15 protein-coding genes are annotated in these 16,078 nt (G+C 36.4%); 8 read left to right on the forward strand and 7 right to left on the reverse strand.

The annotated features are described in order from the left end of the window. The first annotated feature begins 42 nt into the window (after positions 1 to 42). From COJ96_RS06370 to COJ96_RS06385, 4 genes are all read left to right on the forward strand, one after another. A complete protein-coding gene (locus COJ96_RS06370; RefSeq protein WP_098572122.1) occupies positions 43 to 1,458 on the forward strand; it encodes a SpoVR family protein in 1,416 nt (471 codons plus the stop codon). Between the two features lie 130 nt (positions 1,459 to 1,588). Beyond that, positions 1,589 to 2,341: a GTP cyclohydrolase II gene (locus tag COJ96_RS06375; RefSeq protein WP_098572123.1), complete on the forward strand. Its 753-nt coding sequence runs from the start codon at positions 1,589 to 1,591 to the stop codon at positions 2,339 to 2,341. Beyond that, positions 2,334 to 3,440, forward strand: a complete 1,107-nt coding sequence (gene ribD / locus COJ96_RS06380) for a bifunctional diaminohydroxyphosphoribosylaminopyrimidine deaminase/5-amino-6-(5-phosphoribosylamino)uracil reductase RibD (RefSeq protein WP_098572124.1) — start codon at positions 2,334 to 2,336, stop codon at positions 3,438 to 3,440. Before COJ96_RS06375 ends, ribD begins: the two co-directional genes overlap by 8 nt. Beyond that, positions 3,440 to 4,012 (forward strand): 5' nucleotidase, NT5C type, encoded by a 573-nt coding sequence (locus COJ96_RS06385; protein WP_098572125.1) that lies wholly within the window; start codon positions 3,440 to 3,442, stop codon positions 4,010 to 4,012. Before ribD ends, COJ96_RS06385 begins: the two co-directional genes overlap by 1 nt. 59 nt (positions 4,013 to 4,071) lie before the next feature. Here the strand turns inward: COJ96_RS06385 and ald are convergent, their stop codons facing one another. Together ald and COJ96_RS06395 are read right to left on the reverse strand one after the other, a co-directional pair. Further along, complete coding sequence (gene ald / locus COJ96_RS06390) at positions 4,072 to 5,205, reverse strand: alanine dehydrogenase (protein WP_098572126.1); 1,134 nt, start codon at positions 5,203 to 5,205, stop codon at positions 4,072 to 4,074. A gap of 129 nt (positions 5,206 to 5,334) precedes the next feature. Continuing rightward, positions 5,335 to 6,492, reverse strand: coding sequence for a PucR family transcriptional regulator (locus COJ96_RS06395; protein WP_251456622.1), 1,158 nt, complete (start codon positions 6,490 to 6,492; stop codon positions 5,335 to 5,337). Between the two features lie 385 nt (positions 6,493 to 6,877). Between COJ96_RS06395 and alaP the strand changes: the two genes are divergently transcribed. After that, positions 6,878 to 8,278: an alanine permease AlaP gene (gene alaP / locus COJ96_RS06400; RefSeq protein WP_098572128.1), complete on the forward strand. Its 1,401-nt coding sequence runs from the start codon at positions 6,878 to 6,880 to the stop codon at positions 8,276 to 8,278. A gap of 72 nt (positions 8,279 to 8,350) precedes the next feature. On the opposite strand, the gene COJ96_RS06405 is transcribed toward alaP, so the two are convergent. Together COJ96_RS06405 and COJ96_RS06410 are read right to left on the reverse strand one after the other, a co-directional pair. Beyond that, a complete protein-coding gene (locus COJ96_RS06405) occupies positions 8,351 to 10,582 on the reverse strand; it encodes an MMPL family transporter (RefSeq protein WP_098572129.1) in 2,232 nt (743 codons plus the stop codon). Between the two features lie 61 nt (positions 10,583 to 10,643). Then, entirely contained in the window at positions 10,644 to 11,276 is a 633-nt protein-coding gene (locus COJ96_RS06410) for a TetR/AcrR family transcriptional regulator (RefSeq protein WP_098572130.1), read from the reverse strand. A gap of 167 nt (positions 11,277 to 11,443) precedes the next feature. Here COJ96_RS06410 and COJ96_RS06415 point away from each other — a divergent pair, with 167 nt between their 5' ends. Next, entirely contained in the window at positions 11,444 to 12,247 is an 804-nt protein-coding gene (locus COJ96_RS06415) for a 5'-nucleotidase, lipoprotein e(P4) family (RefSeq protein WP_373561660.1), read from the forward strand. Between the two features lie 73 nt (positions 12,248 to 12,320). On the opposite strand, the gene COJ96_RS06420 is transcribed toward COJ96_RS06415, so the two are convergent. Both COJ96_RS06420 and COJ96_RS06425 read right to left on the reverse strand, forming a co-directional pair. Next, positions 12,321 to 12,686 carry a cytochrome-c oxidase gene (locus COJ96_RS06420; RefSeq protein ID WP_098572131.1) on the reverse strand — a complete coding sequence of 122 codons (366 nt, stop codon included), beginning with the start codon at positions 12,684 to 12,686 and terminating at the stop codon, positions 12,321 to 12,323. A 142-nt stretch (positions 12,687 to 12,828) separates the two neighbouring features. After that, positions 12,829 to 14,088 carry a DUF445 domain-containing protein gene (locus COJ96_RS06425; RefSeq protein ID WP_098572132.1) on the reverse strand — a complete coding sequence of 420 codons (1,260 nt, stop codon included), beginning with the start codon at positions 14,086 to 14,088 and terminating at the stop codon, positions 12,829 to 12,831. A gap of 199 nt (positions 14,089 to 14,287) precedes the next feature. Here COJ96_RS06425 and COJ96_RS06430 point away from each other — a divergent pair, with 199 nt between their 5' ends. After that, a complete protein-coding gene (locus COJ96_RS06430) occupies positions 14,288 to 14,818 on the forward strand; it encodes a hypothetical protein (RefSeq protein WP_098572133.1) in 531 nt (176 codons plus the stop codon). Positions 14,819 to 14,896: 78 nt separating this feature from the next. Here COJ96_RS06430 and COJ96_RS06435 read toward each other — a convergent pair whose 3' ends face one another. Further along, positions 14,897 to 15,208: a HesB/YadR/YfhF family protein gene (locus COJ96_RS06435; RefSeq protein ID WP_098572134.1), complete on the reverse strand. Its 312-nt coding sequence runs from the start codon at positions 15,206 to 15,208 to the stop codon at positions 14,897 to 14,899. Positions 15,209 to 15,641: 433 nt separating this feature from the next. Between COJ96_RS06435 and COJ96_RS06440 the strand changes: the two genes are divergently transcribed. Beyond that, positions 15,642 to 15,938, forward strand: a complete 297-nt coding sequence (locus COJ96_RS06440; protein WP_098572135.1) for a hypothetical protein — start codon at positions 15,642 to 15,644, stop codon at positions 15,936 to 15,938. Positions 15,939 to 16,078: the final 140 nt, after the last annotated feature.

Consider the following 16,078-nt stretch of genomic DNA (forward strand, 5'->3'; position numbering starts at 1 on the left):
TTACTTCATACATTGTGGTAAGAGGAAAAGGGGGAATGGCTAATGAATGTGGAAGGACGTAATGCACTGGAATATGCGATCAGTGAAATTACTGAAATCGCAACCGGGTTTGGATTGGATTTTTATCCAATGCGCTATGAAATCTGCCCTGCTGAAATTATTTATACATTTGGGGCCTATGGTATGCCAACCCGATTTTCACATTGGAGCTTTGGAAAGCAATTTCACAAAATGAAACTTCATTATGATCTAGGCCTTAGTAAAATTTATGAATTAGTGATCAATTCCAATCCATGCTATGCTTTCTTACTTGACTCTAACACCCTTATACAAAATAAATTAATTGTTGCCCATGTTTTAGCACACTGTGACTTCTTTAAGAATAATGTTCGTTTTGAAAATACGAAGCGGGATATGGTCGAAAGTATGGCAGCTACGGCTGAAAGGATTCATCAATATGAAATTCAATACGGCAAAAAGGAGGTAGAAACTTTCCTTGACGCGGTATTGGCCATTGATGAACACATTGATCCATCATTGATGAGACCTAAATTATCCTGGTCAATTGGAGATGACGAGTCAGACGATGAACATGAAATTCAAGCGGCAACGCCCTATGATGACCTATGGGGATTAGATGAAAAGGATAAAAAGGAAACAAATCAACCAAGAAAACGGAAATTTCCTCCTAAACCAGAGAAGGATTTATTATTATTTATTGAAACCTACAGTCGAGAATTAACAGATTGGCAGCGAGATATCTTGACAATGATGCGGGAGGAAATGCTTTACTTCTGGCCACAGCTTGAAACAAAAATCATGAACGAAGGCTGGGCTTCTTTTTGGCATCAACGGATATTAAGAGAAATGGATCTAACAAGCGGCGAAGCCATCGAATTTGCTAAACTGAATGCTGGCGTGGTGCAGCCTTCCAAAACGGGAATCAATCCATATTACCTGGGAATCAAGATTTTTGAGGATATCGAAGAGCGGTACAATAATCCAACAGAAGAGATGATACGAAGGGGAGTAACGCCAGGGTCTGGAAGAGAAAAGATATTTGAAGTAAGAGAAGTGGAGTCTGATATTTCCTTCTTGCGAAATTATTTAAATAAGGACCTGGTCATGCGCGAAGATATGTATCTTTTCCAAAAACAAGGCAGGGACTACAAAATAGTTGATAAACAATGGGAACAGGTTCGCGATCAGCTTGTCAATATGCGCGTAAATGGCGGATTCCCGTATATTACGGTTAATGATGGAGACTATTTAAAGAATGGTGAACTTTATTTAAAGCATTGGTATGAAGGCGTGGAACTTGATGTTAAATATCTAGAGAAAGTACTTCCATACATCCAGCAGCTTTGGGGAAGACCTGTCCATATTGAATCGATGATCGAAGAAAGAAAAATGTTGTTCTCCTATGATGGTAAAGGGGTGCATCGCAAATATTTGTAATTTCTTGAGGCTATCTTGTACTATCAAGGTAGCCTATTTTTTATTTAGGATAATAGAAAACAGGAATAACATTTCATGAATATATCTTATTTATTTAAGTGAACACTATGTTAAAAAGGGGATAAAATTGATGAAACAAATGCTAAGCCCTAATGTGCTTTCTGTTTTAGAAGACAAAATTAAATTAATAAAATCACAAAAAGGAACGATATACTTAGTCGGTCCGATTCGGCTTCCCGTTAATTTATATGGTGAAACGGTCGTTTTTAAGTGGTACTGCTGGTTGAATTGTGATGAAGTAACGGAGGATTTTGAAAGAATTATTGAAAAACTATCTTCGGCAAATTTAGCGGAGTTCCAACAATCTAGTGTTTTAGTATACGGAGATTTTGAATACGGAGACGATGCAATCATAAGATTCCATTCGATTTGCCATACAGGTGATATTTTTGGAAGCAAACGGTGTGATTGCGGTTTTCAATTAAAAAAGTCAATGAAGATGATCTCAGAACATGGTACAGGGGCACTATTCTATTTAGCTAACCATGAAGGCAGAGGAATTGGTTTATTTAGCAAGGCAATGGCATATGTTCTTCAAGAAAATGGTTATGATACGGTTGAAGCGAATGAAGGACTTGGTTTTGTAGATGATTCAAGAAATTATGGAGATGCGATTTTAGTTCTTAAAGCATTACGCTCAAAACCTGTAACGCTAATGACCAACAACCCGAAAAAGTTAGAAGCATTAAAAAGTTCTGGTTTAGAGGTCTCAGGCCGGCAGCCTTTGTGGGGAGATGTATCTGAATATAACGAGAAGTATCTTCAGACAAAAATTAGACGTTCGGGTCATTTAAGAGATAAGGAGACTTGTCCAAATGACTAATCATGAGTTCTATATGGATTTGGCTATAAAAAATGCCAAAGCAATGAAAGGCCAAACCGACCCCAATCCACTTGTTGGAGCCGTTATAGTGAATGAAAACCGTGTAGTCGGTATCGGTGCACATTTAAAAGCAGGAGAGCCACATGCCGAGATTCACGCACTACGTATGGCTGGTGAAGCGGCCAAGGGAGGTACCATTTATGTCACATTGGAACCGTGTTCCCATTATGGCAGGACAGGCCCTTGTGCTGTAGCAATCGTTGAAGCAGGATTAAAAAGAGTTGTGATCGCGACACTTGATCCTAATCCTGTTGTTGCAGGTAATGGTGTAAAAATACTTAAAGATGCTGGAATTGAAGTGATCATTGGAGTTCTACAAGAGGAATCCCATCGGATGAATGAAGTGTTCAATAAGTTTATTGTTGAGAAAAGACCGTTTGTCACTTTGAAATCAGGGGTTACCTTAGATGGAAAAATTGCTACTTACGCATCAAACAGTAAATGGATTACTTCTGCAGAATCCAGAACCGATGTTCATCATCTTCGCAATGAAAATATGGCTATACTAGTAGGTGTAAATACGGTAATAGAAGATAACCCTGAATTAACAACGAGGATCCCAAATGGGAGAAATCCTATTCGAGTAATTCTGGATTCAACCTTAAAGATTCCTCTAGGGTCTAAAGTTGTCACTGATAACCTTGCAGAAACGTGGATTTTTACAAGCAAGAATTATGACAAGGCTAAGGAGGAAACATTAAAGTCTTTAGGGATAAAAGTTTTTGTCACTAATGGATTGCAACAAGTTGATCCTAATGAAGTGGTCCAAATTTTAGGTGAGAACTTAGTCTCCTCTGTATTAATTGAAGGAGGAGGTACCATAAATGCAGCTTTCCTAGAAAATAAATGTATTGATAAAGTAATCCTATACTTTGCACCTAAATTAATCGGTGGAAAGCAAGCACCTACTTTCCTTGAAGGAACTGGAATAGAGAAAATGGCTGACGCAATAGATTTAGTGGATACTTCCATCATTAAAATAGGAAAAGACTATAAATTTATTGGCTACCCAAGCTATTCAAAAGAGGGAATTATGTGATGAGATTTGGTTTTGATATTGACGATACATTAATCAATCTACGAGAACATGCTTTTAATATCTATAATAAAAGGTTGAATCAGAATATTCCAATTGAAATTTTTCAAAACTTAAAAAGAGTTGAAATACATGAACCTTTTGGATTGACTGATCTACAAGGGAAAGAAATGTGGAATAATTCATTAGAAGAAATTTATTATACATCATGTCCACCCTTTCCTGATGCAGTTGAAACTTTACAACAACTGGAGAAGAACGGGCACGAAATATACTATATAACAGCAAGGCCTAAAGAACATGGTGAACGAACGAAGGAATGGATGAGAGAAAACGGCTTTCCTGTTAATGATGAAAGATTTTTTTACGGAATGCAGGATCATGAAAAGGTAGAAATCATTAAAAAGTTACATCTCGATTATTATTTTGATGATAAACCTGAAATATTAGATACCTTATTAAACGAATCCATAAAACTTTTTCTTCGCGATCAATCCTATAATCGTCATTTAAACTTACCACGAATTGTAAATTGGAATGAACTTGAGGGAATCATTGGGGAAAAAGTAAAATAATTCAACTGAAAAATAATAAAGAAGGCAGCTGATTAAATAGCTGCCTTCTTTTACTTATATTAAATTGAAGCAAGTTCTTTTTCTAGGGCCTTCTCTACTGTTACATAATCATAGCCAAGATCTTTTGCCACTGCTTCATACGTAATTTCACCGTTAGCCACGTTAACCCCAAGATATAATGCAGCATTTTCAGAAATGGCTTTAAAAACACCTTTATTAGCGATCTGTAATGCATATGGTACCGTTACATTTGTAAGGGCCATTGTTGAAGTCCTAGGTACAGCCCCAGGCATATTTGCAACTGAATAGTGGACAACACCATGTTTGATAAATGTTGGATTATCATGTGTTGTTACATGATCGATTGTTTCAACGATACCACCTTGGTCAATTGCAACATCGACGATTACTGAACCAGGTTTCATTGATTTAACCATTTCTTCAGTAACAAGCTTAGGTGCTTTGGCACCAGGGATTAATACAGCACCGATAAGAAGGTCAGCTTCTGCGACTGCTTCGGCAATATTGAAAGGATTAGACATTAATGTTTTGATTTGATTTCCAAAAATATCATCTAATTGACGAAGGCGATCTGCGCTTAAGTCAATGATTGTCACGTCTGCACCTAACCCGATAGCCATTTTTGCGGCATTGGTTCCTACAATTCCTCCGCCGACAATAGTAACTTTTCCGCGGTTAACACCTGGAACGCCTGCAAGAAGAATGCCAAGGCCTCCATTATTCTTTTGTAAGAACTGCGCACCAATTTGAGCAGCCATACGACCAGCCACTTCACTCATTGGGGTAAGCAATGGAAGAGTACGGTTCATAGAAACAGTTTCATAGGCAATCGCGATGACACCTTTATCTTTAAGAGCTTGAGCCAAATCTGGCTCTGCTGCTAAGTGTAAGTAAGTAAATAATATTAAACCTTGACGGAAGTACTTATATTCACTTGAAAGAGGCTCTTTTACCTTCATAATCATATCAGATTTAGTCCATACTTGCTCAGCGCTATCAATGATTTCAGCACCAGCTTTAGCATAAGCTTCGTCGGTGAAACCGCTTCCAATTCCTGCGTCCTTTTCCACTAATACTTTATGGCCAGCATTTAAGAATGAAACAACACCCGCAGGAGTTAGTGCTACACGATTTTCATTATTTTTAATTTCTTTAGGTACCCCAATAAACATAATCTAATTTCCTCCCCTAGTTACATATAAGTGTCTTGCTATGGCTAAAGTATAGAATGTTTCCTAGAGAATTTCTTTGTTTAGAAAAGAGAAAGATAATCATTCTTTTTGGGGATTTTCACAAACCGTTCAAATCCCCTGATATTTTTCTAGCTTTAAATCTATGAAGAGAATCATCTTTTGATTAGGATCTCTTAAATTTATATCCCCAATTTCCGTGATACGTTTAAGCCGATAGTTTAATGTATTAGCATGGACATTTAGTTCCTTAGCTGCATCATTTATGTTGTTATCTTTATTTAAGAAAACCTCTAATGTTTCGACCAAGTTGCTATTGTGTTTCTGATCGTATTCATGAAGCCTTTTTAAGGCATAATTTTCATAGGCATCAGTTTGTCTTTTTTCTAAAATAAGATCTACTATTTGATAGATGCCAAGCTTTTGATAGGTAAAAATATCTTTAGTCTCTAATGGGAACTTTTCTTTAATTGTTAAAACAGCTAATGTTTCTTTATAGGCCTTGCTTGTTTGTAGAAAATCCTCATAAATACTGCTATAGCTTGGTTTGATTTCTTTGATTCCATATCTCTCACTCATTTGAAGAACAAAGGATTTTGCAAATTGTTCCAGTTCATTGAAAGGGTTCTCAATAGTCGTGGTGGATACCATTAGAATGAGTTGATTGCAGTCTATTGTGTAAAGAATAATTTTTATTCTTTGATTGGTTTTTAACAGATATGATATCGATTGCTCTACTTTGTTCGTGATATTTTCCTGAAACTGAAAAACAAGAACCGCAAAAAAGGCGGGTGGCGTTAATTGTAGTGAGTGGAAATGATCGAAAATCTCCTCTTTTACTTTAAGATGACCTGTTAAAAGTTTCCAAAAGAATTCTTGTGAACGTTCTTCTTTTTTGTTCTTTCTCGTCTGAAGCTGTAATAGTTTATTTTTTGCGGAATCCGCGGCTTTCTTTAAAAGAATAAAATCCCCTTCTGTTAAAACCTTATCAATTTCAATTGCCCAAATAAATCCAATCACTTCGTCTTGTTTCCAAATCGAAATGGCGACTCTATTGTTAAGACCGATGTCACTTATATTTTTCACACGGATCGGTTCTTGGGTCTTTAGTAAAGCAGGAATTGTTCCTTCTTTCCATAATTGATTAATAACCTTTTCCGGCACCCTTCGTCCAATGATAGTAGAAATTCTCGCAGGATCCGTTCGTTCATCGTGTGTACTATAGGCAAGTAGACGGTGATTTGCATCCTCAATTGTAATAGGGCACATTAGTACCTGACTAATAAGGTCAGCAAATTCATCTAAGCTTTCGAAGGCAGTCTTAAATGGATCAGGTAGTCTAGTATTCAGAACGATTACCCCCAGATTAAAATATAAAAAATCCCTTTGTTTAATTTTACAAAAAAAATATGATAATTTCATTTATTTTTACAAAATAAATAATGTGCTATAATGTTAAAATGATTCCGAGTAATTCAAAAAGAGAAAATATTTTCATAATTACTCTTTTTGAAAGCGGTAACAATTAGGTAATAAGGAGGATTAAGTAATAAAAGACTTAAAAGTGAAGACTAAGATTGCTATAGTAAAAAAGCAAAGAAATTATTTCTATGGGATGAGAAAGTGTTAAAGTGTATTTATAAGGGGGATTTATATGAGTAAGAACACTCAGGGTAAAGAGCTTCATCGTGGTTTGGAAGAAAGGCATATCACCTTGATGTCTTTAGGGGCAGCCATCGGGGTGGGACTATTTCTTGGATCTGCAACCGCAATAAAAATGGCGGGGCCAGGTATTTTGGTTGGATACGCGGTTGCTGGACTAATTATGTTTTTTATCATGCGTGCATTGGGCGAAATTGCGATTCAAAAACCGGTTGCTGGTTCTTTTAGTAAATATGCTAGGGATTATTTAGGTCCACTTGCTGGGTATATCACAGGCTGGAATTATTGGTTTTTATGGGTTGTAACATGCATGGCTGAAATCACGGCTGTAGGAATTTACATGGAGTATTGGTACCCAGATGTTCCACGTTGGATCTGGGCACTCTCAGCACTTGTGATCATGGCAGGGGTCAACTTTCTAGCTGTAAAAGCGTATGGTGAATTAGAATTTTGGTTTGCGCTTATTAAGATTGTTACGATTATTGCGATGATTGCCATTGGACTTGGAATGATTTTCTTTGGAATTGGCAACGGGGGAATCGCTACCGGCATTAAGAATTTATGGGAACATGGCGGTCTTTTCCCGAACGGAATTAAGGGTGTTTTGCTATCTTTACAAATGGTTATGTTTGCCTATTTAGGAATTGAAATGATTGGTGTTACAGCTGGGGAAGTTAAAAACCCTGAAAAGTCTCTTTCAAGAGCCATTGATTCGGTATTCTGGCGTATTCTTATTTTTTACGTAGGTGCATTATTCGTGATCATGTCCATCTATCCATGGGAGGAAATTGGTACAAAAGGCAGTCCGTTTGTACTTACTTTTGAACAAATTGGGATCCCGGGGGCAGCAGGTATTATAAACTTTGTCGTACTTACAGCAGCATTGTCATCGTGTAACAGTGGAATTTTTAGTACGGCAAGGATGTTATTTAATCTAGCACAGCATGATGAGGCACCTAAGAATTTCGCGAAAGTAACTAAAAGTGGTGTTCCAGGTGTTGCAGTCATAGCTTCTGCAGGTGCATTACTAATTGGTGTTGTCTTAAATTATATTGTCCCAGCAAAAGTTTTTACTTGGGTAACGAGTATCGCAACCTTTGGAGCGATTTGGACTTGGGGAGTTATTCTTTTATCGCAAATTCGCTATCGAAAAACTTTAAAGCCGGCTGAGGAAAAGGTTTTAAAATATAAGATGCCATTGTTTCCTTTTACTTCTTATCTTTCATTAGCCTTCTTAGCTTTCGTCATTGGTCTCATGGCGTATAATCCAGATACTCGGATTGCACTAATTATTGGACCTTTATTCTTAGTTTTCTTGGTCGCGGTTTACTATACAAAAGGATTCCATAAACGAAATTCAAACCAGGATAAGGTTGATGAACGAGTAAGCTAAAAATTATCATCGTTTACTATAAGCAAAAGCAGTGGGAGAGTTTGATCCCCACTGCTTTTTTTATGGCAAATATTAATTCGTTGAATTTTCTTTTACAGCTGCCATGGCCCTTTTGGACGGCCAGAAGGCCCATTTTCCCAGTAAAACGGTGATGGATGGAACAAGTAATGGTCGTACAATGAAGGTGTCCAATAAAACACCGATTGCAGTAATTGTTCCAAAGTGTACAAGGACTTGAATAGGTAAGGTTGTTAATATCGCAAATGTTCCAGCTAGAATTAAACCAGCAGAAGTGATAACTGAGCCAGATTCAGCAACACCTTCCTTAATGGCTTGTAGAAGTGGCAAAAGCCTGCTTTTTTTCCATATACTCGAAATCATAAAGATATTATAGTCTTCCCCTAATGCCACGATAAAAACAAAGGCATAAAGCGGAATAAATCCTTGGATTGCTTCAACTCCAAAAATATAATGAAGTAGTACCCAACCGAGTCCAAGTGCACTAAAGTATGATAATAGAACCGTTCCAATTAAATAAGCTGTGGCTGTAATTGAACGAAGATAAACAAGCAGCAAAACAGCGATGATACTAATAACGATCGGAATAATGATGCTGCTATCATGATTGGTTGTCTGTTTGGTATCATACTGTTCAGCCGTTAGACCCCCAATCCAAACATGATCAGATGTTTTCACAATTCCAGCATTTTTTAAGCTGTTCTCTACTGTTTTGCGAAGGTCTGGAATATGACTCATTGCTTTATTTGAGTATGGGTTAACATTCATTTCTACATTATAGCTAATTATATTGCTATTTTTTACTCCCTGTTCCTCTTCAGAAACTATTTCAACGAAAGTTAGTTTCTCTAAATCTTCTTTTACAGCGTTTGATTTCCCATCAGTTTGCACGATTACTTGAACAGGTGCTAGTTCACCTGGATTAAAGTGTTCTGAAATGATCTTGAACCCTTCTCTTGATGGCATATCTTTTGGAAAAGAAGAAAGGGTATCGTAGGTATAGACAATTTTGGATGAAAAGAATGCAAAAATACCTAGAAATAATAACGTAATTACCATTAACTCAATTGGTTTTTTCACGATAAGTTTTCCTAGTCGTGCACCAAAACCCTCTTTATTATTTTGAGGCGGTAGTGTTTTTCCTTTCTTTTTGGCGCGTTCTTCTTGCATAGACCTAGTCAGCGGCATGAACGGATAAAAGGAGGCTCTGCCAATAATACTTAAGAGTGCCGGTATTAACGTTAGACTAGCGGCCATCATGATTAGTATAGATAAGCTAAATGGAATGGCGAAGCGGTGGATCGCACCGTATTCAGATAGTAATAACACTAGCAGTGAGAAAACAACCGTTAGCCCGCTCATTGCGATAGCACCAGATGCGCCTTTTAATGAGAGTTTCATAGCGGTTAGCTTATTGTTTTCCTCAAGTAAATTACTTCTAAATCTGGAAATGAGAAATAAACAATAATCAGTTCCTGCACCAAAAAGTAGTACTGTCATGATCGAAAGGGCTTGTGAGTCCATCTCAATCCATCCAGCCTTTGCAATTCCACCTAGAATGGGACTTATGACACCATAGGCAATCCCAACCCCTAATAATGGAATCAAAGCTAAAATCGGTGAACGATAAATTAGTAGTAATAAGACGAGAACAATAGCGACTGTTCCAAATAGTAAGGAGAGGTCTCCTTGACTAAATAATGCTGTTGCATCTGTTGAAACGCCTGCAGGTCCAGTAATTCTTAATAGTAGTTGATCTTTATCCCCCATTTTTGCTTTATTTGGATTCTCCGGAAAAATAGAAGCAGCTTTTTCTTTGAATGTTAATATGCCATCAGCAATATGCTCCTTGTCTGCATCCTTTTTAAACGTAATAGGTAAAATTAAGGTAGTACCATCCTCTGAAAGCTGCTGTTTAAGTACAGGGAGTGGGAATTGATAAAAAGGTACAATAGAATCCTGTGAATCTACTGGATTTTTGTCTAATTCCTTGGAATACTTTTGAATAAGTGAAAGATCACCTTCCGAAATTCCTGTTGATTTATACCAAGTTAACAGGGCCGGAGTACCTGAACTTGTCGGGAATTCTTTCTCTGCAACAATTTTCGCTTGTTGTGAAGGTGTGGTTGATTCTAGATTTTTTGCCATCTCATTCTTTTGAGAATTTGCTTGTGGCAAAGTGGTATTTAAAACGGCTGCAAGAATCAGCCATGTAATAAGAACGACCCATCTGCCTTTCTTCCCACTAACAGCATTACCATACTTCTTAAACCATTGTTTTTCCAATTTGTTCACTCCGATCTTTTTTCCTTATCGATTGATAAGGAATGGGTAAAAAAATATAAAATTATGCTCTAATTCCATTAATAAAAATTTCAACCATTAATTTGGTTTTTTCCTCGGCCTTTTTTTGTCGTTCCTCTGTAGAGATTCTAGTAGTATTTTCTGGCTCTAGAATGGATTTAATAATATTTAATATCAAATAGGCTATTTCAGTAGTATTTGTATTCATCAATTCAGGTTTTTTAATTTCTCCCGTTGAAACCCCGTCATTTATCATTTGCTCAAAAGGTGTTAAAAATGCCTTGGCCCACGATTGAAAGAGGTGGCGTTGTTCGTTCGGATGCAGCTCATGTGAAATATCGTGAAACATTTGTCCCATATCCATTTCAAAATGCGCTGTCATATAGATTGCCATTTGAGTAAGTCTTTCTTGAAAGGTTGTAAACTTAGATAAGAGTACATTTAAGTCAAGTTCAGTTTGATGAAGGGTTTGCTGCATCACAGCAACATACAGTGACTGCTTGTTCTTAAAATGATGATAAATAGCCGGCTGTGTCACACCGCAAATCTGAGCAATTTGTCTTGTAGATACGGCGCGATAACCTAGCTCCATGAATAAGCTCCGTGCAGTATGAATAATCAATTGGTACGTTTCCTTAGGATCTATTGCTTTCGCTTGTATGTTCATCTTGCTCATTTAAATTTGGTCCCTTCATAATGATTACCTTATCAGGTGATAAGTAAAATATATCGAAACTAGAGAAAGAAGTAAAGTGGCAAAAAAGAAGAATCCCGATGGATGATTGGAATTATTGCTATGTCACATACTAATATTGAAAATTAAATGAGGGATAGGTGTTGGTATTGAATAGAATTCTAAAAATTATCACTGCAACATTTTTTATTATTTCTTTAACCAATTTTCACGCGCAAGCAGCAACAATGGCTAGTTTGTCTGAACAAAATACGATGTCCGTGCTTTGGTTTCAAAAAGCTGGGGAGGCAAAAGGTTTATATTATCAAGGCTATAACATTGGAAAAATGAGATTGGACAAAATCCTGAGTGAAAGAAGGGGCAGGAATGCCTTGAAACCAGCAATTGTCCTTGATATCGATGAGACCATACTAGATAACAGTCCGCACCAAGCATGGTATGTGTTGGCCGGACGGAAAATACCTTTTAATTGGAATGAATGGTTTAAGCGGGCTGAAGCAAAACCACTGCCGGGTGCCATTGAATTTTTGCAGTACGCAAAATCGTTAGGAGTGGAGATTTTTTACATTTCCAACCGTTATGAATCACAAAAAGATGCTTCGATTAAGAATTTGCAAAGTGTGGGTGCGCCACAAGCGGATGTTGATCATGTATTATTAATTCAACCTGGTGAAGTTGGGAAAGAAACACGCCGCCGTCAAGTGGCGAAAACACATGAAATTCTTTTATTATTTGGTGATAACCTCGGGGACTTCAGTGAATTTGATAAATTATCATTTACAAAAAGAAATGAGATGGTCGATAAGTATAGGGAAGAATTTGGGGAAAAATTAATCCTCTTTCCCAACCCGATGTATGGAGATTGGGAAGGGGCTATTTATAACTATAACTACAAGATATCGGATGAAGAAAAGAACAAACTTAGAAGAAAATTATTAGAAACTTACCGCTAGAAATGAAAAGACGCCAAAAAGATGGCGTCTTTTGTTGTACATTGTAAAATATCGAAAAGTACTAAAAGAGCAGCTAACTCCTTACATTTTTAAGAATGTTAATGGCAAAGACAATGATTCCTAATACCATCAATGTACCTCCAGTAGCCACTGCAGGCGCAGCACTTTCGGTCCCAGATACTAAAAACGAGAGTCCTATCATCATAATAGGTAAAGAAATATTATGAATCCAGAAGTGAACCTTTGCGAGTGTTGTTTCTGCAGCACTTGGAAAACCAACGTAGATGAGACCAGCAACAGCCATAGTCAGCCAACCTAATAGGTTAATATGGGCATGAACAGGGGTGAAGTCAAAACTTTCCTTCATAGACATATACATACCCATGCAAACCCCAATGACAAAATACACCACAGAAATTTTAATTAACCTTATTGCCATTTTTCAGCCTCCTTTTTACGTTAGAAGTATGACTACAGTAGTAAATATGTAGGATTTTTCTGAAAAAGAACTTTGATTTAAGAGGACAAAATAAGAATTTAATAAAAAAAAGCTGCACACTTTGCAGCTTTTTGGTAGAGAATTAAAAAATCGCTTTAATACCAACTAAGACAAGCCCTATTAAGAATCCACAGACCGCACCATTTACTCGGATCCATTGAAGGTCTTTTCCAACGTTTGTTTCAACCATTTTAATGAGTGTTTTATCATCCAGTTTTTCTAAATTTTCTTTGACAAGTATGCCAATTTTTGAGTGATTTTTATCAACAAAACTAGAAATATGGTTCTTAATCCAGGCTTCAATCGCAAGAATTTTTTCTGGATCTGATTTGATCCCATCTAAGCCATTTTTAACAATTGGCAGGAGAAAGTCATCATAAAAGTTGGGTTTATCAATAAAACCATAAGCTCTTTGTTCTATCTGAGCTAATAAGCTAGTAATTTGTTCTTGGAGATTCCATTTATCAACCAGTTGTGTTTTAAGATTATTAAGTTCATCGTAGACCTTCTGATCATTTTTTAACGATTGCAGTTTATGGTCAATATGAATCATTAATGTTTGGCGATTTTGATTTAGCGGGTCTTTGAAGCTAGCTACCCCTTTTAAAATAAGGCTTTGGATTATACTCCCTAATTTCTCTTCGTTAACCAAATTACTAAACGATTTTAAGGCGAATTGCATAAATCCATCCGCTTTAATATTTTCGACAGCATCGACCGCAAGCCCGCCGAGTTTATACTTTGTACTATCCTTTCTTGCCCATTCATCAACTTCTTTAAGTAAGTAATCAAGAGCTTTTTCATCATAATTTCTGATCTTAACTTGGTCTATTAGCAAAGGAAGAAAATTCTTACTATCGATTTCGTGGATTCTATCTTTTATTTCTTCTTCTAGCAGTGGAGCAAATCTTGATATATCAAAAATTTTTAGCAAATGTTTAGCCATCGTGATGAAATTCTTTTGGACTGCTGGAGAAGGTAATTCATTGTCAATGATGTCAAATATTTTATCAGTAAAATTAATGGTCTCAATTTTTCTACGGATGCTTTCTTTGGTGAGCCAATCATTTTCTAACATGGAAATGATTCCAGCGATAATTCTATTCCGATTTTTTGGCAGCAGGGCTGTATGTGGTATTGGAATACCTAGTGGATGCCTGAATAATGCTGTTACGGCAAACCAATCGGCAAGTCCACCTACTAGACCCGCTTCAAATCCCCCCTGCAGGATAATTCCCCAGATTGACTCTTTTATTGGAATTGTGGCTAGAAAGCCGATCCCCATCACAACAAGGAAAATGGTTGCTAAATGCTGTGTTTTTTTATTCTTACTTTTTACCATCTTTGAAACCCCTCATTTTTGAGAAATATTATTGTCTATTGCTATTATCTCAATTTTACTAAAAAAAAAGCAAAAAAAATTACTTATTATTGGATTATTTGCTAAATCTTATGACGGAAACACTTAATGCTTTTTTAATATAATAAAATATTGTAAAATGAACTAGGTTTCAAAAATAGCAAATTAGGGAGTAATGGAAATGAAAAAGTTCTTGTTATTTGTGTCAGCGATTATGATGGCTATTGGCTTATCTGCCTGCTCAAGCAATGATGAAGCAAAAACAGACAAGAAGGAAACAACGGAAAAAACAGCATCTAAAGTAGATGTAAAAAAGGAATTAGTCAGATTTTATATGGATCTTGGTAATAAAATTAACGCAAAAGATGCAGATTTAAATGCTTATGTTGCAAAGGCAACTAAAGAAGATGCAACACCTGAGGAATTACCGAATGCTGAAGATCGAGCTAAAGCAAGTGAATCGGCAGCTTCGGTTGCAGCCGAATTAAATACTTATCAAATTCCTGCATCATTAAAAGATAAAAAAGCTGATCTTGATGCGGCGATTAAGGATTTTGCGGCTTCATACCAAGCTAAAGCAGATGAATTAAAAAAGGAAACCCCTAATTTTGATGCAGCTACTGTAACCTTCACACAGGGGGAGGAAAAACTTGGTAAAGTATTTGAAAGTGAAAAATTACTCCCGCCAGGCCTCGACAAACAAGTGAATTAATATCCAATCCAAACTCATAGATAAAAAACAAGCCACATAAATAAATGCTGGCTTGTTTTTTATTGTCTTAATATCGAATTAATTTACCGCTAAGCTTGGGAGTTTGTGGTATGTGACCATAATTTCATCTAGATGGTTATCCATAGTTAAGGATGTTTTAGTATCTTCAAAGAACCAAACATCATTTTCTTCAACAAAGAAGGTAATCCCATTAATTTCTTTAGAATATCCAACATGAACAGGGGATTCCGCTGAAAAAGCAAGGGTAAAGCCTTTATGCTTTATTCCAAACCCAGCGTATTGTGGAAACATCCGAATACAAAATGGTTTGTTAAATTCGAATTCATTTGTAAACCATGTGGCAGCTCTTTCATCAATAGAAATGAACATCTAAAAGCACCAACCTTTTCCTATTAAGTATTGATCCAATAAGGAAAGAAATGGATGTCTTGGTTTAAGCTAGTATCGTCTGTTTCCATTTCCCTATAATGAAAGATTATAACTTTTATATAGTTTTGCATGTGATTTTATTCACGGACAGGTCCTTCGATATTAAGATTTTTTAAAATGTTCATTTATTTTTCTTAAAACGTTCACTTGTGTGCAAAGAATCACAACTTTTTTTTCAAAAAAGGTTTTAATAACTAATAAATAGTACTTTAATGGAGGAATATATGGATAAAAGTGTGGATGCGGGGGATATGTATTAAGGGTTTGGAAAATTTAAATCATTGTTCACTTCAATCAAGTGTTGCTGATATTGTAACATATTTATAGTGAAAATAATGATAAGATAAGGGCAAGAACGAAGGGGGGACCTCCGATGGTACAAGAAATCGATAAGCTAACAGATAATGTTAATGACATAAAAAGTTTATTCCGTACCTTAAATGAAACATTAGAAAGTATTGAAAGACGGTTATCCCGGCTTGAAAAAATGGATAGCATAGAACACCGTGTAGAAGTAAATCAAATTGACCTTTCTGATATCAAGGAATCGCTTCAACGCATTGAAGAAACACATAGTAACGAAATTCAACATATCAACCGACGGCTTGATTCTCATTTAGTTAAAATTGCTAAAATAGAAGAGGAAATGATTATATTTAAATCTAGATAATCATTGCAGGAAGCGGGTTAAAGGATCAGATTGATAAAAATCTGGTCCTCATTGTTTTTAGTTAGAAAACGTTTGCTGGGTCTAAGGTCCTGTGGAATCATATAAAAAACCAGACGGGTAAAAATCCGTCTGGTAGAATG

Origin of the sequence: Bacillus sp. AFS073361 (genome assembly GCF_002567005.1) — a bacterium.
Lineage (GTDB): Bacteria > Bacillota > Bacilli > Bacillales > Cytobacillaceae > Neobacillus.

Excerpts from the sequence above, each read along its gene's own strand:
- COJ96_RS06370 (WP_098572122.1), top strand. The coding sequence starts at position 43 with ATGAATGTGGAAGGACGTAATGCACTGGAATATGCGATCAGTGAAATT.
- COJ96_RS06375 (WP_098572123.1), top strand. The coding sequence starts at position 1,589 with ATGAAACAAATGCTAAGCCCTAATGTGCTTTCTGTTTTAGAAGACAAA.
- ribD (WP_098572124.1), top strand. The coding sequence starts at position 2,334 with ATGACTAATCATGAGTTCTATATGGATTTGGCTATAAAAAATGCCAAA.
- COJ96_RS06385 (WP_098572125.1), top strand. The coding sequence starts at position 3,440 with ATGAGATTTGGTTTTGATATTGACGATACATTAATCAATCTACGAGAA.
- ald (WP_098572126.1), bottom strand. The coding sequence starts at position 5,205 with ATGTTTATTGGGGTACCTAAAGAAATTAAAAATAATGAAAATCGTGTA.
- COJ96_RS06395 (WP_251456622.1), bottom strand. The coding sequence starts at position 6,492 with ATGTGCCCTATTACAATTGAGGATGCAAATCACCGTCTACTTGCCTAT.
- alaP (WP_098572128.1), top strand. The coding sequence starts at position 6,878 with ATGAGTAAGAACACTCAGGGTAAAGAGCTTCATCGTGGTTTGGAAGAA.
- COJ96_RS06410 (WP_098572130.1), bottom strand. The coding sequence starts at position 11,276 with ATGAGCAAGATGAACATACAAGCGAAAGCAATAGATCCTAAGGAAACG.
- COJ96_RS06420 (WP_098572131.1), bottom strand. The coding sequence starts at position 12,686 with ATGGCAATAAGGTTAATTAAAATTTCTGTGGTGTATTTTGTCATTGGG.
- COJ96_RS06425 (WP_098572132.1), bottom strand. The coding sequence starts at position 14,088 with ATGGTAAAAAGTAAGAATAAAAAAACACAGCATTTAGCAACCATTTTC.
- COJ96_RS06430 (WP_098572133.1), top strand. The coding sequence starts at position 14,288 with ATGAAAAAGTTCTTGTTATTTGTGTCAGCGATTATGATGGCTATTGGC.
- COJ96_RS06435 (WP_098572134.1), bottom strand. The coding sequence starts at position 15,208 with ATGTTCATTTCTATTGATGAAAGAGCTGCCACATGGTTTACAAATGAA.
- COJ96_RS06440 (WP_098572135.1), top strand. The coding sequence starts at position 15,642 with ATGGTACAAGAAATCGATAAGCTAACAGATAATGTTAATGACATAAAA.